The sequence below is a fragment of the Caballeronia telluris genome (assembly GCF_001544495.1).
Taxonomy (GTDB): domain Bacteria; phylum Pseudomonadota; class Gammaproteobacteria; order Burkholderiales; family Burkholderiaceae; genus Caballeronia; species Caballeronia telluris.
The window spans coordinates 63621-84185 of sequence record NZ_FCNZ02000010.1; the positions used below are offsets into that span (position 1 = coordinate 63621).

19 protein-coding genes are annotated in these 20565 nt (G+C 66.4%); 13 read left to right on the forward strand and 6 right to left on the reverse strand.

Going from position 1 to position 20565, the window contains the following annotated elements; all coding sequences use genetic code 11:
* Positions 1 to 17: 17 nt before the first annotated feature.
* Positions 18 to 1079, reverse strand: coding sequence for an AI-2E family transporter (locus AWB66_RS14705; RefSeq protein WP_087631011.1), 1062 nt, complete (start codon positions 1077 to 1079; stop codon positions 18 to 20).
* A gap of 284 nt (positions 1080 to 1363) precedes the next feature.
* On the opposite strand from AWB66_RS14705, the gene rarD reads away from it, so the two are divergent.
* Both rarD and AWB66_RS14715 read left to right on the forward strand, forming a co-directional pair.
* Complete coding sequence (gene rarD, locus AWB66_RS14710) at positions 1364 to 2272, forward strand: EamA family transporter RarD (protein ID WP_087631012.1); 909 nt, start codon at positions 1364 to 1366, stop codon at positions 2270 to 2272.
* Positions 2269 to 2928: an NAD-dependent epimerase/dehydratase family protein gene (locus AWB66_RS14715; protein WP_087631013.1), complete on the forward strand. Its 660-nt coding sequence runs from the start codon at positions 2269 to 2271 to the stop codon at positions 2926 to 2928. Before rarD ends, AWB66_RS14715 begins: the two co-directional genes overlap by 4 nt.
* 22 nt (positions 2929 to 2950) lie before the next feature.
* On the opposite strand, the gene AWB66_RS14720 is transcribed toward AWB66_RS14715, so the two are convergent.
* The gene (locus AWB66_RS14720; protein ID WP_087631014.1) at positions 2951 to 3946 is read right to left on the reverse strand and encodes an aldo/keto reductase; all 996 of its coding nucleotides are present in this window, start codon (positions 3944 to 3946) and stop codon (positions 2951 to 2953) included.
* Positions 3947 to 4030: 84 nt separating this feature from the next.
* Positions 4031 to 5416 carry a DHA2 family efflux MFS transporter permease subunit gene (locus tag AWB66_RS14725; RefSeq protein WP_087631015.1) on the reverse strand — a complete coding sequence of 462 codons (1386 nt, stop codon included), beginning with the start codon at positions 5414 to 5416 and terminating at the stop codon, positions 4031 to 4033.
* A 119-nt stretch (positions 5417 to 5535) separates the two neighbouring features.
* Here AWB66_RS14725 and AWB66_RS14730 point away from each other — a divergent pair, with 119 nt between their 5' ends.
* The 3 genes from AWB66_RS14730 (at position 5536) to AWB66_RS14740 (ending at position 9745) form a co-directional block, all read left to right on the forward strand.
* A complete protein-coding gene (locus AWB66_RS14730) occupies positions 5536 to 6396 on the forward strand; it encodes a LysR family transcriptional regulator (protein WP_062640866.1) in 861 nt (286 codons plus the stop codon).
* 102 nt (positions 6397 to 6498) lie between these two features.
* Positions 6499 to 7773 (forward strand): acyl-CoA dehydrogenase family protein, encoded by a 1275-nt coding sequence (locus AWB66_RS14735; RefSeq protein ID WP_235021118.1) that lies wholly within the window; start codon positions 6499 to 6501, stop codon positions 7771 to 7773.
* A 334-nt stretch (positions 7774 to 8107) separates the two neighbouring features.
* Positions 8108 to 9745, forward strand: a complete 1638-nt coding sequence (locus tag AWB66_RS14740) for a tannase/feruloyl esterase family alpha/beta hydrolase (RefSeq protein ID WP_087631017.1) — start codon at positions 8108 to 8110, stop codon at positions 9743 to 9745.
* Positions 9746 to 9785: 40 nt separating this feature from the next.
* Here the strand turns inward: AWB66_RS14740 and AWB66_RS14745 are convergent, their stop codons facing one another.
* Both AWB66_RS14745 and AWB66_RS14750 read right to left on the reverse strand, forming a co-directional pair.
* The gene (locus AWB66_RS14745; protein WP_087631018.1) at positions 9786 to 10148 is read right to left on the reverse strand and encodes a DUF2917 domain-containing protein; all 363 of its coding nucleotides are present in this window, start codon (positions 10146 to 10148) and stop codon (positions 9786 to 9788) included.
* Positions 10149 to 10520: 372 nt separating this feature from the next.
* Complete coding sequence (locus tag AWB66_RS14750) at positions 10521 to 12455, reverse strand: hypothetical protein (RefSeq protein WP_087631158.1); 1935 nt, start codon at positions 12453 to 12455, stop codon at positions 10521 to 10523.
* 463 nt (positions 12456 to 12918) lie between these two features.
* On the opposite strand from AWB66_RS14750, the gene AWB66_RS14755 reads away from it, so the two are divergent.
* The 4 genes from AWB66_RS14755 (at position 12919) to AWB66_RS14765 (ending at position 15262) form a co-directional block, all read left to right on the forward strand.
* On the forward strand, positions 12919 to 13272 hold the full coding sequence (locus AWB66_RS14755; protein WP_087631159.1) for a YciI family protein: 354 nt from the start codon (positions 12919 to 12921) through the stop codon (positions 13270 to 13272).
* A gap of 98 nt (positions 13273 to 13370) precedes the next feature.
* Positions 13371 to 13499 (forward strand): SRPBCC family protein, encoded by a 129-nt coding sequence (locus AWB66_RS34905; protein WP_268811151.1) that lies wholly within the window; start codon positions 13371 to 13373, stop codon positions 13497 to 13499.
* Positions 13500 to 13559: 60 nt separating this feature from the next.
* Positions 13560 to 13958, forward strand: coding sequence for a VOC family protein (locus AWB66_RS14760; protein ID WP_087631019.1), 399 nt, complete (start codon positions 13560 to 13562; stop codon positions 13956 to 13958).
* A gap of 2 nt (positions 13959 to 13960) precedes the next feature.
* Positions 13961 to 15262, forward strand: a complete 1302-nt coding sequence (locus AWB66_RS14765; protein ID WP_087631020.1) for an RNA polymerase sigma factor — start codon at positions 13961 to 13963, stop codon at positions 15260 to 15262.
* Positions 15263 to 15523: 261 nt separating this feature from the next.
* On the opposite strand, the gene AWB66_RS14770 is transcribed toward AWB66_RS14765, so the two are convergent.
* Positions 15524 to 16420, reverse strand: coding sequence for a LysR family transcriptional regulator (locus AWB66_RS14770; RefSeq protein ID WP_087631021.1), 897 nt, complete (start codon positions 16418 to 16420; stop codon positions 15524 to 15526).
* Positions 16421 to 16569: 149 nt separating this feature from the next.
* On the opposite strand from AWB66_RS14770, the gene AWB66_RS14775 reads away from it, so the two are divergent.
* From AWB66_RS14775 to AWB66_RS14790, 4 genes are read left to right on the forward strand one after another with little or no spacing between them, the layout of a single operon-like run.
* Positions 16570 to 17343 (forward strand): glucose 1-dehydrogenase, encoded by a 774-nt coding sequence (locus AWB66_RS14775; RefSeq protein WP_087631022.1) that lies wholly within the window; start codon positions 16570 to 16572, stop codon positions 17341 to 17343.
* Positions 17344 to 17390: 47 nt separating this feature from the next.
* Entirely contained in the window at positions 17391 to 18581 is a 1191-nt protein-coding gene (locus AWB66_RS14780; RefSeq protein WP_087631023.1) for a YncE family protein, read from the forward strand.
* 42 nt (positions 18582 to 18623) lie between these two features.
* A complete protein-coding gene (locus AWB66_RS14785) occupies positions 18624 to 19616 on the forward strand; it encodes a 2-hydroxyacid dehydrogenase (protein WP_087631024.1) in 993 nt (330 codons plus the stop codon).
* Between the two features lie 7 nt (positions 19617 to 19623).
* Complete coding sequence (locus tag AWB66_RS14790) at positions 19624 to 20439, forward strand: shikimate dehydrogenase family protein (RefSeq protein WP_087631025.1); 816 nt, start codon at positions 19624 to 19626, stop codon at positions 20437 to 20439.
* Positions 20440 to 20565: the final 126 nt, after the last annotated feature.

Consider the following 20565-nt stretch of genomic DNA (forward strand, 5'->3'; position numbering starts at 1 on the left):
TTTTGTGCCGTTCCGCCTCACTCGCCACGTCCGGTTTCCTCGCTCTGCGAAAAGAGATCCCAGCTCGCCATGAACAGCGCGGCGATCAGCGGCCCGATCACGAAGCCGTTGATGCCGAAGAGCGCCATCCCGCCGAGCGTCGAGATCAGCACGACCCAGTCGGGCATGCGCGTGTCCTTGCCGACGAGGATCGGCCGCAATACGTTGTCGACGAGACCGATCACCACCACGCAGAACGCCACCAGGATCACGCCGCGCCAGATATCGCCCGTCATGAAGAAATAGGCGGCGGCGGGCACCCACACCAGCGCCGCGCCGACCGCGGGCAAGAGCGACAGGAACGCCATCAGGACGCCCCAGACAAGCGCACCCTGAATGCCCAGAATCCAGAAAATGAGCCCGCCGAGCAGGCCCTGAACCGCCGCCACGGCGATGTTGCCCTTCACGGTCGCGCGCACGACCGTCGTGAACTTCGCGATCAGGTGCTGCTTGTGCGGCTCGTCGAGCGGCAGCGCGCGGCGGATGCGCCGGCCGATCTCGCCGCCGTCGCGCAGCAGGAAGAACACGAGATAGAGCATCACGCCGAAGCTGATGACGAACTGGAAGGTGTTCTGGCCGATACTCAGCGCCTGCGCCGCCACGAACTGGCTGATCTGCGCGGCGCCTTCGGTCAGGCGGCGCTGGATGCCGGGAATGTCGTCGAGACCGAAGCGCCCGAGCAGATGCTGCACCGACATCGGCAGCGCATGGAAAGCGTCCCGGAAATAGACCGTGAAATTCGGCTGATCCGTCTTGATGCGCGTGTACGCGAGGCTGATTTCCTGCACCAGCGTACCCGCGACCACCGTGAGCGGCAGGATCACGATCAGGATCGTCAGCACGAGCGTCGTCAGGGCCGCGAGATTGCGCCGTTTGCCGAAGCGGATGGTGAGCCAGCGCTGCATCGGCTGGAACAGGATCGCGAGTATCGTGCCCCAGAAGACCGCGCCGAAAAAAGGCAGCAGGATCCAGCCGAGGGCGACGGTCACAACCAGAAGCAGGATATGGAAGAAGTGCTGATGGACCGGATTCTGGTTCATGTGTAGTCGAAGAGTCGGGGCGAGGCGGCGTGGCGGTGTGTTGCGGCGCCGCAATAAGCGGGCCGGACTCATGCTAGCACGCGTTTTTCAACGGCTTGCCGCGCGGCTTCGTGTCTTGGTTCGAACGTGAAACGCCCGTGCGGTTCAAGCAGGCGACCCGGCGCGATCAGGGACACTCGAGGAAACCCGGCCCCAGTCGACTAAAATCCGACACTTCCGCGCGACGAGTTCGTGTTTCAAACGCTCCCGCTCGTCCAGAACCGCTATCCCACCGAACACACGACATGAATCCAGGAGTTGCCTACGCTTTCGCGGCTTTCGCCGTATGGGGCCTGTTTCCGATCTACTTCAAGACGCTGCATTCGATCGGCGCCGTGGAAATGCTCGCGCACCGGATGGCCTGGTCGATGATCTTCCTGCTCGTCGTGCTGACCGTGCGTCACCAGTGGCGCTGGCTCGGTCCCGTCATGCGCGACCGTCGCCAGCTCGCGCGCTTCGCGGCGAGCGCGGTGCTGCTGTCGACAAACTGGGGCATTTATATCTGGGCGGTCAACGAGGGCCGTATCGTCGAGGCGAGTCTCGGCTACTTCATCAATCCGCTCATCAACGTGCTGTTCGGGATGGCATTCCTGCACGAACGGCTGCGGCCGTTGCAGTGGGTCGCGGTCGCCATCGCCGGTGGGGGCGTCGCCTGGCTCACGTGGGTGAACGGCGCGCCGCCGTGGGTCAGCCTCGCGCTCGCGCTGACCTTCGGCGGCTACGGACTGTTGCGCAAGACCGCGCGTCTCGGGGCGCTCGAAGGCCTGACGGTCGAAACCATGCTGCTGTGTCCGGTCGCCGCGTTGTATCTCGCGTTCGTCGGCACGCACGGCACGAGCGGGTTCGGCCAGGCGTCGTGGGGCGTGAAGCTGCTGCTCGCCGCGGCGGGCCCGATCACCGCGATTCCGCTTCTGCTCTTCGCAGCCGGCGCACGGCGCATCCCGCTTTCCATGCTCGGACTGATTCAGTACGTGACGCCGACGCTGCAATTGCTGATCGGCGTGGTGATCTACGGCGAGCCGTTCGGCCACGACCGGCTGCTCGGCTACGGCGCGATCTGGGCGGCGCTCGCCGTCTATTCGCTGGAAGGAATCCTGAACGCGCGCATGACGGCGCCGCCGCGCGCGCCGGCCACGGCGAGGAAAGAGCGATGAAAGTGCTGCTGTTCGGTGCGACCGGGATGGTCGGGCAGGGCGTCCTGCGCGAATGCCTGCGCGATCCGGATGTCGAACGGGTCGTGACGCTCGGCCGCTCGGCGACGGGCGTCGAAGACGCGAAACTGCGCGAGATCGTGCATCGCGACATGTTCGATTACGCGTCCATCGAAAGCGAACTCGCCGGTTTCGATGCGTGTTTTTTCTGCCTCGGCGTCTCGTCGTTCAGGATGAGCGAAGCGGAGTACACGCGCCTGACCTACGACCTGACGATGGCCGCCGCGCGAACGCTCGCGCGTCTCGATCCGCAGATGACCTTCGTCTACGTGACGGGCGCCGGCACCGACAGCACCGAACAGGGCCGCAGCATGTGGGCGCGCGTGAAGGGCCGCACGGAAAACGCGCTGCTGAGGCTGCCGTTCAAGGCGGCGTATATGTTCCGCCCCGGCGCGATCGTGCCGATGCACGGCGTGCGTTCGAAGACCGCGCTGTACCAGTCGGCCTACTCGATCACTCGCCCGGTGCTGCCGCTGTTGCAGCGGCTGTTCCCGAACGCGATCGTCACGACCGAGCAGGTCGGCCGCGCGATGCTCGCGGTGGCGAAGCGCGGCGCGCCGTCGCCAATTCTCGAAAGCCGCGACATCGCGCGTTACTAAACAGAAACGCAGCCGAAACGCTTCAGCGCGTCGCGTCGCCGAAACGATATTCGACCGTCGCCTCGTCGAGTTTCGCTTTCAGCGCGGGATCGAGCGCGAGGTCGATCGCGGCGAGGGTGTCAGTGAGCTGCTCCGGCCGGCTCGCGCCGATGATCGCGGAGGTGACCGCCGGATTCGCCAGCACCCACGCCAGCGACGTCTTCGCAAGCGATTCGCCCGACTCCCCAGCGATGCCCTTCAGCTTTTCGATCGTCTGGAACTCGCGCTCGTGCCAGTAGCGCTGCGTGTACATTTCGCCTGCCTTGCCGACGGTCGCCGTGAAGCGGCCTTCGCTCGGCGCCGCGTCGTGGCGATGCTTGCCGGTCAGGAGTCCGCCCGCGAGCGGGTTGTACGGGATCACGGCGAGATTCTCGTCGGCGGCGAGCGGCAGCAGTTCGCGTTCGATCTGGCGAAACAGCAGGTTGTAGCGCGGCTGCACCGACACGAAACGCGCAAGCAGCAGCGTATCCGAGCGCCCCAGCGCGAGCGCGAGCCGGTACGCCAGAAAATTCGACACGCCGATATAGCGCGCCTTGCCGTGCCGCACGATGGTGTCGAGCGCTTCGAGGGTTTCGTCGAGCGGCGTTTCGCGGTCGTCGGAATGCAGCTGGTACAGGTCGACGTAGTCGGTATTCAGGCGCTTGAGCGACGCGTCGATGGCGTCGAGCAAGTGCTTGCGCGACGCGCCCTGGTCCCACGGCGCCGGTCCCATCTTGCCGACCGCCTTGGTCGCGAGAATGTAGTGCTCGCGCTTGCCCGCAAGCCACCGGCCGACGATTTCCTCCGTGCGTCCCACGACCGCCTCGGTGCCGCCGAGCGGGTATACATCGGCGGTATCGATGAAATTGACGCCGGCCTCGGCGGCACGGTCCATGATGCTGCGCGAAACGTCTTCTTCCGTCTGCAAGCCGAACGTCATCGTGCCGAGACACAGACGCGAAACAGTAAGGCCGGTGCTGCCGAATTTTCGATATTGCACGGTGGACTCCGAGTGTGGGTCAGTGAAGGTAAGCCGAGTCCGCTAGCTTAGCCTTGACGCCCCGAACCTGCTGAAGCGCCAGCGCTACCGGACGGCCGCCGCGCTCTGCGCCGGCCGCGGCGACGCATCGAGCCGGCGGAACACGAGCGCCGACGCGAGCGTGATGAGTCCCACGCAAACGAAACTCAACTTGAAGCCGAGCGCCGCCGAGCCGAACCGGCCGTCGAACACCTGCACGAGGCCGCCGCCGATCGACACGCCCAGCCCGATCGCCAGCATCTGCACCATCGAGAAGAGGCTGTTGCCGCTGCCCGCGTCGCGGATCGAAAGGCCCTTCAACGTGACGCTGTTCATCGCCGCGAACTGCATCGAGTTGCAGGCGCCGAACACGGCGAGAATCGCAATCTCCAGAACGAGCGGCGTGCCCGGCGAAAACGCGGCGAAGCCGACAATCGACGCGCCCACCAAAATCGTGTTCACGAGCAGGAAGGTGTCGTAGCCGTAGCGCTTGACGAGCGGCGCGATCCACCCCTTCGCGACCGTGCCGGCGAACGCGGCGGGCAGCATCATCAGGCCGGAATGCAGCGGGCTGTAGCCGAGTTCCAGCTGCATCAGGAGCGGCAGCAGGAACGGCACCGCGCTCGACCCGATCCGGCAGACGAGGTTGCCGATCAGTCCGACGCTGAAGTTCGGCTCGCGAAAGAGCGCAAGCTGGAAGAGCGGGTTGCGGCGCCGCCGCGCGTGCGGAATATAGGCGAGCGCGGCGAGCGCCGAGATGACGAAGAGACCGGCCGCGACCGCGGCGCGATGTTCCTCGACCGGGCTGTCGAGCGCGACCGAAAACGCGACCATGCAAAGCGAGAGCAGCCCGCCGCCGACGAAGTCGAACGGCGGCGAATCGGCGATGGCGTCGTCCGGCAGATAGCGATGCACCGCCGCGAGCCCGAGCGCGCCGATCGGCACGTTGATGAGAAAGATCCAGTGCCACGAAATCGATTCGACGAACCAGCCGCCGAGCGTCGGGCCGAGAATCGGGCCGACCTGGCCGGCAATCGAAATCACCGCGAGCGCCGACACGTACGCTTCGCCGGTCACGCTGCGCAGCACGGCGAGGCGTCCGATCGGCAGCAGCATCGAGCCGCCGATGCCTTGCAGCACGCGCGCGACGACCAGTTGATTCAGCGAATGCGCGCTCGCGCAGCAGAGCGAACCGACGACGAACACCAGGATCGCGACGAAATACACGCGCCGCGTGCCGAACCGGTCGGCGAGCCAGCCGGACGCGGGCGTGAGGAGCGCCATCGTCAGCGTGTAGGCGACGACGATCGACTGCATCGCGAGCGGCTGGGCGCCGAGACTGCGGGCGATGGAGGGCAGGGCGGTGTTGACGATCGTGGTGTCGAGCGCCTGCATGAAAAAACCAACGGCGACGATCCAGAGAAGGGCCGTGTGGGAAGACTGTCTGGTCATGGATGGATGCGGGAAAGGCGTGGGGCGGAGCCGTCATGACATAGTAGTGAACCCGCGCGCCATCGGGAACCCCGTTGGCCGCATTGACTGTCATCGACAATTCCGATCACAATCGACTCATGCTCAATCCTGTCTGGCTGAACACCTTCGCGACGGTGGCCGCGTCGCACAGCTTCACCGACGCCGGCCGTCAGCTCGGGCTCACGCAATCGAGCGTCAGCGAACACATCCGGCGTCTGGAGGAAAGCGTCGGGCGGCGGCTGATGACGCGCGACACCCATTCGCTCGCGCTAACCGCCGACGGCGAAGCGATGCTCGTGCACGCGCGCGTGATCCTCGAAGCGATGTCGCACGCCGAATCGCAGTTTCGTTCGCCGCGCCTGCGCGGGCGCGTGCGCCTCGGCTCGTCGGACGACCTGGCGCTCGGGCCGCTGCCGAGCGTGCTGGCGGCCTTTCGCAGCACGCATCCTGACGTCGAACTCGAAATCACGATCGGGATGACGGGCCAGCTCTATCAATTGCTCGACGCCGGCGCGATCGACCTGGCGGTCGGCAAGCGGCGTCTCGGCGACGCGCGCGGCACGCGGCTCTTCAGCGGACGGCTGGAATGGCTCGCGAAGCCCGGCACCGAGGTCGATCTGGATTCGCCGCTGCCGCTGATTCTCGTCGCGGAGCCGAGCGTGACGCGCGCCGTGGTCCTCGATGCGCTCGCGATGGCGGGCGCCCGCTGGCAAATGGTCTGCACGAGCAGCAGCCATGCGGGCTGCATCGCGGCGGCGCGCGGCGGCCTCGGGCTCACGGTGCGCTCGCATTTTCTGGCGGGGCGCGGGCTTGCGCCGCCGGTCAATCGCGCGGCCTTGCCCGAATTGCCCGAAGTCGAATTCATCGCGCTCGGGGCGAAACATCTGAGCCGGCCCGCCGAAACGCTGCTGCAACTCTTGCAGGACAGCGACCTGCGCGGCGAGTGGGACGGCGAATAAGCACGTCGGTGCGTCGTATATCGTTAGCAGAATTGCGTCGTTTGCGCGGCGCAGCGTCGAATTTATGCTTTCCCGCAACGAAACCCGATGTGGAGAAAGCCCATGACGACGATTCCAGCCGCGAGCGACGCGCAACTGCTCGAACGCTTCTCCGGCGTGTTCGAGCGCATCGCGGCGGGCGCGGTCGAGCGCGAGCAAAAGCGCGAACTGGCGCGCGACGCGGTGCAATGGCTGAAGGCGTCCGGTTTCACGGCGCTGCGAGTGCCGCGCGAATACGGCGGAGGCGGCGCGACGCTGCCGCAGTTTTTCCGCCTGCTGACGCGGCTCGGCGAAGCCGATTCGAACTTGCCGCAGATCCTGCGGCTGAACTTCGGCTTCATCGAAATGCGCCTGGAAAGCGACGACGAAGCCGCGCGCGAGCGCTGGCTGTCGCGGATCGCGGCGGGCGAAACGGTCGGCGCGGCGATCTCGGAGCGCACCGGCTCGACGCACAACACGGTCACGATTACGCCCGACGGCGCGAGCGGCCGGTGGCTGCTGAACGGCGAGAAGTACTACAGCACCGGCGCGCTCTACGCGGACTGGATCAACGTGACGGCGCACGACGGCCGCGACGACGTGCATCTGCTCGTGCGCGGCGATGCGCCGGGCGTCGCGCGTCTCGACGACTGGGACGGTTTCGGCCAGCGCCTGACGGCGAGCGGCACGACGCGCTTTGACAACGTGCGCGTCGAGGACGACCAGATTCTTCATCGTTTCAAGGCGTCCGAGCCGCGCCGCAACACGATCGTGACGGCGTTCTATCAGACCGTGCACCTCGCGACGCTCGCGGGTATCGCGAGGGCGGTGCTGCGCGACGGCGTCGCTTTCGTGCAGGGCCGCACGCGGACCTTCGGCGTGCCGGGACGCTCCAGTCCGCGCGACAATCCGCTCGTGCATCGCGTGGTCGGGCGGCTCGCGAGCCTCGCGTTCGCGGCGGAAAGCGTGGTCGACGCGGTGTCGGCGGCTTTGGAGAACGTGCAGCGTGCGCGCGCCGAAGGCCGCGCCACCGCCGACGATTACATCGCGCTCGACATCCAGGTCTACAAGGCGCAGCAGATCGTGATCGAACAGGTGCTGGAGGCGTCGACGCTGCTGTTCGAGGTCGGCGGGGCGAGCGCGACGAGCGAAGCGCGGCGTCTCGACCGGCATTGGCGCAACGCGCGCGTGATCGCTTCGCACAATCCGGCGATCCAGCGCGAGGCGGCGGTCGGCGATTTCCATCTCAACGGCACCGCGCCCAACGAGCGCTTCAGCCTCGCGCATGCGAAGGACGAACCGCCGAGCGTGCGCGATGACGCCGGCGAGCGCATCGCGCTGGCGGAAAGCGGGCGATAGAGAATACGCCTCGACAAAAAGACGCCGGGTTTCGACCCGGCGTTTGTCTTTTTCGGCGCAGGCTGCGCGCGTCTCAAGTCATCGTCCGAAACCCTCGCCATTCCAGATCGTTCCTGTTTGTTCCTGTTTCTTTCCCGATTGCACCGACTGAATCACTTCTTTATATTGAGCGGCATTCGAACCCGCGCAGCGGGCTTTCGGCTTACCCCGCCCTTACGCTTTGCCCCATGAACGCCGTCGATAAGAACAACGCCGAAGCTCCGCGTCGCACGCCCGAATTGCGCGCTCGCCAGTGAATTCGCGCGCCGGGTCCCTCGCGCGCCGGTGCAGGCGATTGCCACGGCGCGTCGCAAGCGCCGCCGCGCTCGCGCTCGCGGCAAGCACAGGCGCGCACGCCGCATCCTATCTCGCGAAGCATTGCGCCGATCTGGAAGGCAAGGAGATGCCGGCGTCGGTGATCGCCCTGCCGACGCGCGGTGCGACCATCTGGTCCGCGTCGGTCGTGAAGGCCGCCGCGCCGGGCAACCGTAACGGCGAATACTGCCGGATCGTCGGCAGCATCAAGGCGGTGCAGGACAACACGCCCGACATCCGCTTCGAAGTGAACCTGCCGAGCCGCTGGAACGGCCGCGCGTTGCAGATGGGCGGCGGCGGCTACAGCGGCGTGCTCGTGAGCGGCACTGAACCGATGCCGTTCGCGCCCGACTCGACGCCGCTCGCCAAAGGCTACGCGACCTTCGGCTCCGATTCGGGCCACGTCGGCAATTCGGGCCGCGCCGACTTCGCCGCCAACGACGAAGCGATCCTCAACTTCGGCTTCGGGCACCTGAAGAAAACCCACGACGTCGCGCTCGCGCTCATCCAGCTCGGCTACGGCCGCAGCCCGGAGAAGACCTACTTCGCGGGCGGCTCGACGGGCGGGCGCGAGGGCTTAACCGTCGCCGAGCGCTATCCGAACGACTACGACGGCGTGATCGCCAACGCGCCGGCCATCAACTTTTCGGGCGTGCGCCTGATGGGCGTGAAGGTCGGGCAGGCGTCGTATGGCAAGCCCGGCGGCTTCGTCGGGCTCGCGCAGCAGCGGCGCGTGATCGAAACCGTCCTGCAGGAATGCGACAAGCTCGACAACGCCGCGGACGGCATCGTGAGCAATGTGGAAGCGTGCCGCAAGCTGGAGCCGAAGATCATCGCGGAATTGCGGTGCGCGAACGGCCAGCGGCCGTCATTGCGCGACAGCTGCCTGTCCGATGCGCAACTCGCCACGCTCGCCACGTTGCGCGACGGGCTGAACCTGCCGTACCTGCTCGCGTTCGGCGTCGATACCTATCCGGGCTACAACGTCTATCAGGGCGTCGATTTCTCGGGTGTGCTCGGCCTCGGCGATTCGCCGGTGCTCGTGAGCCCGCCGAGCTTCGCCGTCAACGGCTATCTCTTCGCGCAGGGCGACGCGTACATCAAGCACTTCGTCACGCGCGACCTGAGCTATAACAGCATCGGCTTCGACATCGCGAATCCGGGGCGCTACCGGCAGCGGCTGATGGCGCTTTCGGCGACCGTCGGCGCGATGAACACAGATCTCACCGGGTTCATCGCGCGCGGCGGCAAGCTGATCGCGATGCACGGTCTCGCCGACGAAGTCATCAGCCCGAACCAGACGATCACGTTCTACCGGCTGCTCGTCGACCGCTTCACGCAGGACGGCGTCGATGCGTTCATGCGCCTCTATATGGTGCCGGGCTTTCAGCACGGCAACGGCGTGTTCATCCCGGCATGGGACGAACTCGGCGCGCTCGACCGCTGGGTCACGGACGGCATCGCCCCCGAAACGCTCGTCGGCACCGACATCGCGCCGGCGACCAACGGTCGCTCCCGGCCGATGTGTCGTTATCCTGCGTATCCGCGCTACATCGGCAAGGGCAGCGTCGACAACGCGGCGAACTTCCGCTGCGTTTATGCCGACGTGCGTCCGTGAAGTGAGTCCCTGATGTGTGCCCCTGAAGCGAGCCTCTGAGTCAGAACGCACTGGCGTTGCTGCTACGAGCGATGCGCGGCCAGATCCGCGCGAGCCAGCGGCCGGCTTGCGTCAGGCCGGTGCGCCGGTAAGTCGTGAGCGACGCCTCGATCGGCCGCTCCGGATCCGACGACACCCACACCCGCTCGCCGCGCGCGAGCAGCGCGACATCGCCCGGCAAGAGCCAATAGCCGTAGAGATCGCCTTCGCGCGTGAGCCAGAGCGCCGCTTCGTCGACGCGCAATTCGGCATCGCGCGGGAGCCGCCATGACAGCGTCTGGCGCGGCTGTACCTCGAAATACTCGACGACCCGCGCCTTCGAACCACGCCTTGCGTGGGTGACTTGGCTGAGAACTTCGTTCATTGCTCTTCTCCACTAGTGAGCCGAAGAAGACGGAGCCGCACGCGCAAAACAAAAGGCCCCGTCTTTCGGCGGGGCCTTCGGAAAACGAATCGGTTTGCTCGAGTCTTGCTAGCGCACGCGTTCCCCCGATGACCCGCCAGTGGCGATCATTGGGATATTAATCGGGACGATGGAGAGAAGGCGGCTTGCGTGCATGCGACAGAGTATGCGGGCGCACCGCTTTCGCTGTCAATAACGAGATGACGCAACGAAGCGGGTCGCTCGTCCGCATTCAATCGCAGCGCTAATTGAGGCAGCGGATAAAAAAATGCCCGGGCTGAAGAGCCCGGGCATTTCGTGAAGCCGTCGTGTTGCGTTCGGCCTGACGCGCGCTCAGCTTCCGACGTAGCCGGCTGGCTTGGTCGCGTTGTTCTTCGCGATGCTGGCGTTGCCGGACACCACGTACTGCGGCATCTCGGTGAGCGTCAGCGTGACGGTGCCGTTCGTGTAGGTCGCGTTCGAGACATTGCCCATCGCGTCGATCAACTGGACCGTGCCGCTCGTGCCCGGCGCATCGACGCTCAACTGGTACGCCTTGCTGTAGGTCGCGCTGAAGCCGACGCTCGCGTCCCACACGGCGTTGTTGTGCGTCCAGAGCGCGGTGATCACCTTGCCGCCGCCCAGTTGCTGGAACGAGTAAGCGTACACGCCCGACGGCGTGCCCTTGACGGGGCCGAGCGTCGTCGTGCCGTCGAGGACGCGGGTCATCGCGGCGACGGTCATCGCGGCGGGCTTCGGGCTGATGTTCTGCGTGCCGAACGCGGCCTCCGGATTATCGAGGTCGAAGAACGTGCCGTAGCCGACTTCACCCGGGAAGTCCGGACCGAAGAACACGTAGGTCTGGTCCGCGCCTTCGCCGAGCATGATGAGGTGCGTGCGCGCCACGACCGCGCTCTGCGCGAAGAGGATGTTCGAGCTCGGATAGTTCGGGCCGTAGCTCGAACCGAGGTCATAGCTGATGCCCGTCTCGGTCACGAAGAGCTTCATGCCCGGCTTGTACTGCGCGTTCATTTCCTCGCGCAGCGCACGGATTTCGTTCGGCAGCGAGTTCGCGGCATCGGCGGAATTCGCGTCGGTGTGGTGACGCTCCGGCGGATGCGAAGGCGACGTCCCCGCGTCGTAGTAGCCGTGCGTCGCCACACCGTCGATGTAGTTCGCGAAGCCGAGCGGCGCGAGGCGCTTCAGGCGCTCGGTCGTGAGCGACGGGAACGGCTCGGCCGGGCCCATCACGACGGCCTTCGGGTCCTTCGAATGCAGGCCCTGATACACGGCCTTGTAGAGCGCGACGAAGTTCGCGTCCGTGTCCTTCCACAGGATGTACGGCTCCCACGTCACCTGATAGTAGTTCGCCGACTGCTGCGGGAAATAGCGCGCGCGGATCGCTTCGGTCTCGGCGCCGACGCGGCCCATGTAGTTCGCGTAGTAGTTCAGGTCGGCGGGCGCGTAGCCGTAGTCCGGCGACAGGCCGTGGCCGCTCGCCCAGGCCGGAATGCCGTCGAGGCGCACGAGGCGCATCACCTTGCCCGACGTGAAGGTCGGATCGAGGTTGTTCATCGCCGAGGTGAACGAGTTGCGGCCGCTCGGCTCCATCACGGCCATCTGGCGGTCGTCGATGTTCCAGGTGATGCCGAGCGCGGCGAGCATCGCGGCGTTGCCGTTGAAGCCCTGCATGCCGAAGCGATGCTGGTCCTGGTTCGCGTAGGTCACGGCGGGCAGCGTGCTGGCGAGGTTCGGCAGCACGCCGAAGCTCGCGAAGCCGTTCGGGCGCGTGCCCGCGGTCTCGACCTGGCCGCCCGCCTTTTGCAGCGTGCCCGTCAGCGCGAAGAAGCCCGCGAGCGTGGACGTGCAGGTGAGGGTGGTCGTCGTCGCGGCGGCCGGCACGGCGAAGCTGCCGCTCGCGACCACCTTGCTGTACGTGTTGTAGATCGCCCATTTGAAGGTGTCGGCCGCGCCCGGACGCGTCGTGTACGTGACCTTGAACGGACTGCCGGCGGGATAGAGCCGCGTGGCATCGGCGCTCGGGCTGTCGGCGGTGATTTTCGCGCCACCGGACTGCGCAGGCGACGCCGACGGCGACACGCACGAGATCGTCGGGTTCACGGCGGCGTTGGCGGTCGCCTTCACGTCGGCGGCATTATTTGCGCCGGCACTGTTCTGCGCGTTCGCGGTTGCGGCGACATTCGCGCTGTCGGAATCGCCGCCACATCCGGCGAGTGCACCCGCCAAAGCGATGGCGAGCGAAGAAAGAACGAAAGGATTATTTTTCATCGGTGATCGAAACGAACGTGAACCGGCGCGCGACGAACGTAGCGCCCGGCGACGCACAGCGTCGGGATTCAGTGCAGGCGCGGAATCGCGTTCGTGAAGAACGTCGACGGCCGGCATGGCGAGGACCGTTGGCGCGGCGATCAGGCTGCAAGACAGCCTGGAAGCCAGTGCGCGAACGATGGCGGTGCCGCCCGTGGGACGGCTGGGGTCCGGTTCAGCGTCGCCTCGCGACTTCGCGAAGACGTATTTCTGACCGATGCAGTCGGACGATGCGGTAAAAAACATCCGGCTTGGGCGGAATAGTACTAATAAACGCCCGTAACAGTGCGTAAAAGGCCGTAACTAGTCGTAACGTATGATAAATAATTTAATCGTCTGAATAAACGCAGAGGCCCGGTAGTATTGCCTGCACGCGCGCGCCGGGGTACCTTGGGACCCGGCAAATTTTTTCTGGAGGTTGTTCGTGGCTTACACGCTTTTGATCGTCGAACCGCGCGAACAACGCGGTCAGCGCACGGAAGAAGAGGGCCGGGCCGTCTATGGACGCATGCTCGAATTCGCCGGGAAACTGCAGGCGCGCGGCGTCCTGCGTGCAGCTGAGTCGCTCGCGTCGGACAAGGACGGTGTGCGCCTGCAGAAGCGCGACGGCGAGTCGAGACTCGTCGACGGCCCGTTCGCGGAGGCAAAGGAGATGATCGGCGGATTTTTCCTGCTCGACGTCGACACGCGCGACGAAGCGGTAGCGATTGCCGCCGAATGCCCGGCTGCGGAGTGGTGCACCGTCGAAGTCCGCAAAGTCGGGCCGTGCTTCACCTGAGACGGGCGGAGGTTCGAGCCGGTAATTTTGATGCGGCGTGTCGATTCGAACTGGCCTCGAACGTTGTGAGGACATGAGGCCGCGAGAGTCGCCGCGGCATGAAGCCCGAAGGCGACGCAACGCGCGTCGAGTGGTCGATGCACGACCCGGCGCCGTTCGTCACGAAACTGATGCAGGCTCCCTCGATCATGGATCGCATGGTCGGAAAGATTTCGAAGACGGCCTGAACAACTTGAAAACGCTCGCCGAAGCGCACTGAAGCGCTTACCAACCGGAGACTGACCGCCATGCATAAGCAGATTTTCGTGAACCTGCCCGTCAAGGACCTCAAGCGTTCGATGACCTTCTTCAAGGCGCTCGGCCTGAGCTTCGATCCGCAGTTCACCAACGACAAGGGCGCGTGCCTCGTCATCGGCGAGAACATTTTCGCGATGCTGCTCGTCGAGGATTTCTTCCAGGGCTTCACGTCGAAGGCGATCGTCGATGCCGAGCAGAGCACCGAAGTGCTCGTGTGCCTGTCGTGCGAGAGCCGTGCCGAAGTGGACGACCTCGTCGCCAAGGCCGTCGCGGCGGGCGGGCGCGCGCCGCGGCCGCCGCTGGATCACGGCTTCATGTACGGACACGGCTTCGAGGATCTCGACGGCCACATCTGGGAACTGGTGCACATGGCGCCGGAAGCCGCCTGAACGTGGCGAAGCCAGCGGCGGGGAGCCAGACCGACAGCGCGAGCGCGACGCATCGCGCGATCGAAGCGGTCTGGCGGATCGAATCGGCGAAGGTGATCGCGGGCGTTGCGCGCATCGTGCGCGACGTCGCGCTTGCCGAGGAATTCGCGCAGGATGCGCTCGTCGCCGCACTCGAGCGCTGGAGCGAAACGGGCGTGCCCGACAACCCGGGAGCGTGGCTCATGACGACAGCGAAGAACCGCGCGTTCGACCGCCTGCGACAGGAGGCGCTGCACGCCCGCAAGCACGAGGAGCTGGGCCGCGAACTCGATGCGCTCGAGATGCACGTCGTGCCCGATTTCGTCGATGCGCTCGATGCCGCGCGCGAGGACGACATCGGCGACGACCTGTTGCGGCTCGTCTTTACCGCCTGCCACCCGGTGCTGTCGCTCGACGCGCGCGTCGCGCTCACGCTGCGCCTGATCGGCGGGCTGACGACGGATGAGATCGCGCGGGCGTTTCTCGTCGCCGAGCCGACGATCGCGCAGCGCATCGTGCGCGCGAAGCGCACGCTGTCGGCGGCCCGCGTGCCGTTCGAGGTGCCGAAGGCGGATGCGCGCGCGGCGCGGCTGTCGTCGGTGCTGGAGGTGATCTACCTGATTTTCAACGAAGGCTATTCGGCGACCGCCGGCGACGATCTGCTGCGTCCTGCGCTCTGCGAAGACGCGCTCAGGCTCGGACGCATCCTCGCGGGACTCGCGCCAGACGAGAGCGAAGTGCACGGCCTCGTCGCGCTGATGGAGATCCAGGCGTCGCGGATGCGCTCGCGGGTCGACGGAGAAGGGCGTCCGGTGCTCTTGCCCGACCAGGATCGCAGCCGCTGGGACCCGCTTCTGATCCGGCGCGGGCTCGCGGCGCTCAGGCGCTCGGAAGCGCTCGGCGGGGCGCGCGGCGTCTACGCGCTGCAGGCCGCGCTCGCCGCGTGCCACGCGCGCGCACCGAGCGCCGACGCCACCGACTGGCCGATGATCGTCGCGCTCTACGACGCGCTTCAGCAAGTGGCGCCTTCGCCCGTGGTCGAGTTGAACCGCGCGGTGGCGATCGGCATGGCGTTTGGGCCGCAGGCGGCGCTCGACATCGCCGATACGCTCGCGGCACAGCCGACGCTCGCGCACTATCACTGGCTGCCGAGCGTGCGCGCCGATCTGCTTGCGAAACTCGGACGCCGCGACGAAGCGCGCGCCGAGTTCGAACGTGCTGCCGCGATGACGCGTAACGCACGGGAGCGTGAGTTTTTGCTGGCGCGGGCGCGAGAGATGGGTTGAAGCGCGTCGAAGGGTTCGCTGGCGGACGCTGACGCAGAACACGGCTTACGCGTGATTGTGCGAGCGGATTTGGGTGAAGGGACTGGATCTGGGATGGACGGCGCCGGATGGCGAAGACCGATTCAGCGCGAGCATCGCGGCGCTTCCTTTTCCCGTTTACGAAAGATGATTTTACATAATCTTAATTATCGCACTTTCTTGTGTAGTGGCTTTATAGAAATGTCGTGTTCCGGCCATTTAGAAATGTCCGCTTTCGATCGCCTAAGCGCCCCCGCGACCCATACCCGCGCATTGCTCGATCATATCGAGCAGCGCGCGCTTCGCGGCGCTATCCGCGCGCGTGAACGCGAGCCCGATGCCTGCCCGATGACTATCGAGCGCGAGCGGCCGAGCCACGACCTTGGGCGGCAACGCCGCAGCCGCTTCAGCCGGAATCACGCCGATGCCGAGGCCCGCCGCGACCAGCGCGAGCATCGTGCTGAATTCCCCCAGTTCCTGGGCGATTTCCAGATCGGCGCCCTGACGCTTCAGCGCGACCAGCATCTCGTCGTGAAAGCCGGGAGCGTAACGCCGCGCCAGAACGAAAGCCGGATGACCATTGAGGTCCGGCGGCCGAATCAGCGCAAGCGCCGCAAGCGCATGATCGTCCGGCAAGGCGACGACGAACGGCTCCTCCAGCACGACGCGCGTCTCCAGACCGGCGCCCGTCACCGGCAACCGTATCAGTCCGAAGTCGAGCTTGTTGTCGTGCAGCGCGGCGATCTGGTCCGGCGTCGGCATGTCTTTCAGTTCGAGCGTGATGAGCGGATAGCGCGCGTGCATGCTCCGAATGAGCGTCGGCAAGAGTTTCGGCAGCACCGACGACACGAACGCAATGCGCAGCGTGCCGATCTCCCCGCGCGCCGATAGTCGTGCCGTCTGTTCGGCGCGCATCGCCTGATGCAGCGTGGCGCGCGCCTCGGGCAGAAAAAGCCGCCCGGTCTCGGTGAGCGCGACCTTGTGGCGGTCGCGTTCGAGGAGCCGCGCGTCGAGTTCCTCTTCGAGCGCCTTGAGCTGCATGCTCAGCGCCGGCTGGACGATGCACAGCCGTTGCGCGGCCCGTCCGAAATGCAGTTCCTCCGCGAGCGCCACGAACGCGCGCAGATGCTTCAGTTCCATGACGTGTCTCCGGTTGCAGGGCGTCCGTCGTCTGTCATCACGAATCATGATAACAGTGTCATGAAAGACTATTGGCGCGATCGCAGCGCTTCGGGTGAACTGCATACATGCGCAGACAAACCGGAGACGCATCGAATGCGGCCCAGAACATGAACGAGACATTGCAGCTTTTCAACCTCAGCGGACGACGCGCCCTGATCACCGGTTCCGGACGCGGCATCGGACTCGCGCTGGCGCGCGGCCTCGCGGACGCGGGCGCGGCGGTCGTCATCAACGATCGCAATCAGCAGAAGGCGTCCACGATCGCAGCGAGCCTTCGCGACGAAGGCTTCGACGCCGACAGCGCCATCTTCGATGTGACCGACCGCGTGCAGGTGTCCGAAGCGATCAATGCGTTCGAGGAACGCATTGGCGCCATCGACATCCTCGTGAACAACGCCGGCATCCAGCGCCGTGCGCCGCTCGAAACCTTCAGCGCCGCCGACTGGAACGATCTGCTGCGCGTCAACCTGGACGGCGCGTTTCACGTCTCCCAGGCCGTCGCGCGGCACATGCTCGCGCGCGGGCACGGCAAGATCATCAACCTCTGCTCGGTACAGGGCGAACTGGCGCGGCCGGGCATCGCGCCCTACGCGGCGACGAAAGGCGCCATCCGCATGCTGACCAAGGGCATGTGCGCAGAATGGGCGAGCCGCGGCATTCAGGCCAATGCGCTCGCCCCGGGCTACTTCGCCACCGATCTCAACCGCGCGCTCGTCGACGACCCCGCTTTCTCCGACTGGCTGTGCAAGCGCACGCCCGCGGGCCGCTGGGGCCGCGTCGAAGAACTGTGCGGCGCGGCGGTGTTCCTCGCGTCGCGGGCGTCGGACTTCGTGAACGGACAGACGCTTTTCGTCGATGGCGGGCTGACCAGCGTCGTTTGATTTGCCCGCATGCGCGGCACCACAACAAGACATCAAGGAGACATGGAATGCACTCACCCATTGCGTCGCGGACCCGCTGCGCGCAGGCGCTCGCCGGCTTGACTATCGCCTTCACGGCTTGCGCCTCGCCTGCCGCCGACTGGATCGTCTCGGGCAACGACGGCAAGTATCAGCGCGTCGAAGGCCGCGATACCTTCCCCGACAATCCCGGGCCCGACACGCTGACCGTCCTCGACGCCAGCCGCTTCCCGCCACGAGTCAAAGTGCAGGTGGAGGTCGAAAACGGCATCCAGGGTCCGCCCCAGGCGGTCGCGATCACGCCCGATGCGGCCGTCGCGCTGGTCGGCGCGCCGACGCGCTATGACCGCGCGGCCAAGAAGCTGCTGATGGATTCGTTCGTGCAGGTGGTCGACTTGCGGGCGTCGCCGCCCGCCGTCAGCCGGCTCGATATCGGCAGTCATCCGCAGGGCATCGCGATCGACCGCGCCGGGCGCCTCGCGCTCGTCGCGTGCATCGACGGCAGCGTGGCGGTGCTCGGCATCGAAGGAAACCGCGTGACGCTCGCGGACACGCTCAAGATCGCGCAGAAGCGTCTTTCCGGCGTGAGTTTCACGCACGACGGCCGGCACGCACTGGTCGCCTTGCGCGACGAACAAGGCGTCGCCATGCTGAACATCGCCGACGGCCGCGTGACCGACAGCGGCGTGCGCCTGTCGAGCGGTGTCGCGCCCTACACCATCGACGTGTCCAGCGACGGCAAATGGGCCGTCGTGAGCGACGTCGGACTGGCCGGGCTGCCCTCCTACGCCGGCAAGCTCGCGGGCGACGCCGACACCGTCACGCTGATCGACGTGTCGCACGAGCCGTTTCGCGCAGTCCAGCACATCACGGTGCCGTCGCTGCCCGAGGGCGTGGCGATCTCACCCGACGGCAAGTGGATCGGCGTCCAGTCGATGGACGGCTCCAACCTGAGCCCCGACAACCCCGGCCGCCATTCGCGCGGCAAGGTCCTGCTCTTCGCGATTCGCGACGGGCAAGCCGTGAAAGTCTCGGAAGCGCCTGGCGGAGAAGCCGCCCAGGGCATCGTGTTCACCGCCGACAGCAAGCATCTGGTCGTGCAGTTCAACGTCGAGAAGCAGCTCGCGTTTTTCGCGGTGAACGGCGGCCAGTTGCGCGATACCGGCGAGCGGATCGCGCTGACGGGCGGCCCGTCGTCGCTTCGCACGATGCCGCGCTGAGGCATCCGTCATTCAGCTTTATTCAGAAAGAGGACAGAAGCCATGTCAACGCAACGCACGGCACGCAAGCACGTCGTGGTCTTCCGCAAGATTCCGGACGACCTGCTCGAACGCATCCGCGAATGGCACGACGTAACCCTCGCCGACCCGCGACGCGCGGACGAATTGCCGCGCTTCCGGGACGCGCTCCCCGACGCCGATGGCCTGATCGGTTCGAGCTTCAGACTGGGCGAACAGGAACTCGACCGGGCAGCGCGCCTGCGGGTGATTTCGAGCATTTCGGTCGGCGTCGACAACTACGATCTCGCCTGCCTGAAGCGGCGCGGCATCACGCTGTGCCACACGCCGGGCGTCCTGACCGAGACGACCGCCGACACCGTGTTCGCGCTGATCATCGCGGCGTCGAGGCGTCTCGTCGAACTGTCGAACCATGTGCGCGAAGGCGGCTGGACGCGCAATATCGGCGAAGACCGGTTCGGCTGGGACGTGCACGGCAAGACGCTCGGCGTGCTGGGTTTCGGCCGGATCGGGCAGGCGGTGGCGCGGCGCGCGGCGCTCGGGTTCGACATGCCGGTGATTTTTCACGATCCGTTCGACGTGCAGGTGCCGCCGTCGCTCGCGCAACACGCGGTGCGCGCGTCCTTCGACGACGTGCTCGGTCGCGCGGACATCGTGGCCCTCACCCTGCCCCTCTCCGACGAAACACGCGGCCTGATGGACGCGCGGGCGTTCTCCGCGATGAAACCCGGCGCGATCTTCGTCAACGGCTCGCGCGGCGCGATCGTGCGCGAGGACGCGCTCCTTGCTGCACTCGACAGCGGTCACTTGCGCGCGGCGGGCCTCGATGTCTTCGCGGTCGAACCGCTCCCGCAGGATTCGCCGCTGCGCATGCATCCGAAGGTGACGCCCTTTCCGCACATCGGGTCGGCGACGCACGAGACGCGGCGCGCGATGGCCGAACTCGCCACCGAAAACCTGTTGCGCGTGCTCGACGGCGAACCGGCCGTCGCGGCTTACGACCTGTCGAAGGGATAGAGCGACCATGCCTCATTCGATTCCAGCCCTTTGCGGCTCCCTGGCCGGCCAGCCGTTCACCTTCAACGTGAAGGTGCACAACGCGGCGTACCGCGCCCTCGGCGTGGACTACACGTTCGTCAGCTTCGGCATCGACGATGCCGCCGGCGCAATCGGCGCGATGCGCACGCTCGGCATTCGCGGGCTGAACGTGACGATGCCGCACAAGCAGGCCGTCGTCCCGCACCTCGACGCGCTCGACGAAACCGCGCGCGAAATCGGCGCCGTGAACACGATCGACAATCGCGACGGCCGCCTGACCGGCTACAACACCGACTGCACGGGCGCCGTGCGCGCGCTCGAAGAAGTGACGCCGCTCGACGGCCGGCGCGTCGCGCTGCTCGGCGCTGGCGGCGCGGCGCGCGCCATCGCCTGGGGCGCGCGCCGCGCCGGCGCCCGGGTGACGCTGTTCAACCGCACCGCGTCGCGCGCACAGGAACTGGCCCGCGACTTCGGGCTCGCGTTCGGCGGCGACCTGAGCGACTTCGACCCTGCCGCATTCGATGGCGTCGTCAACGCGACGGCGGCCGGGTTCCGCGCGCCGGACGTCAACCCGTTGCGCGTCGGGCAGCTTGCGCCGCATCTGTTCGTCATGGACGCGGCGTTCATTCCCGTGCGCACGAAGCTGATCCGCGAAGCCGCTGAGGCCGGATGCCGCGTGGTCGACGGAACGCGGATGTTGCTGCATCAATTCTGCGGGCAGATCGAACTGTATACGGGCACGCCCGCCCCGCTCGACGTGATGAGCGCGGCCTTGCTCGACGAGATCGAACGAGTCGGCTAGCCCCGGCGGCCCGTCTCGACGAAGGAAAGCGCGGCCAGAACGGTCCGGCGCCTCGCGACAAGACGAGGACGGATTCAGCGCGTTGTCGATCCGGTCAGAAGCGGCGCTCGCGCGCCGCATTGCAGA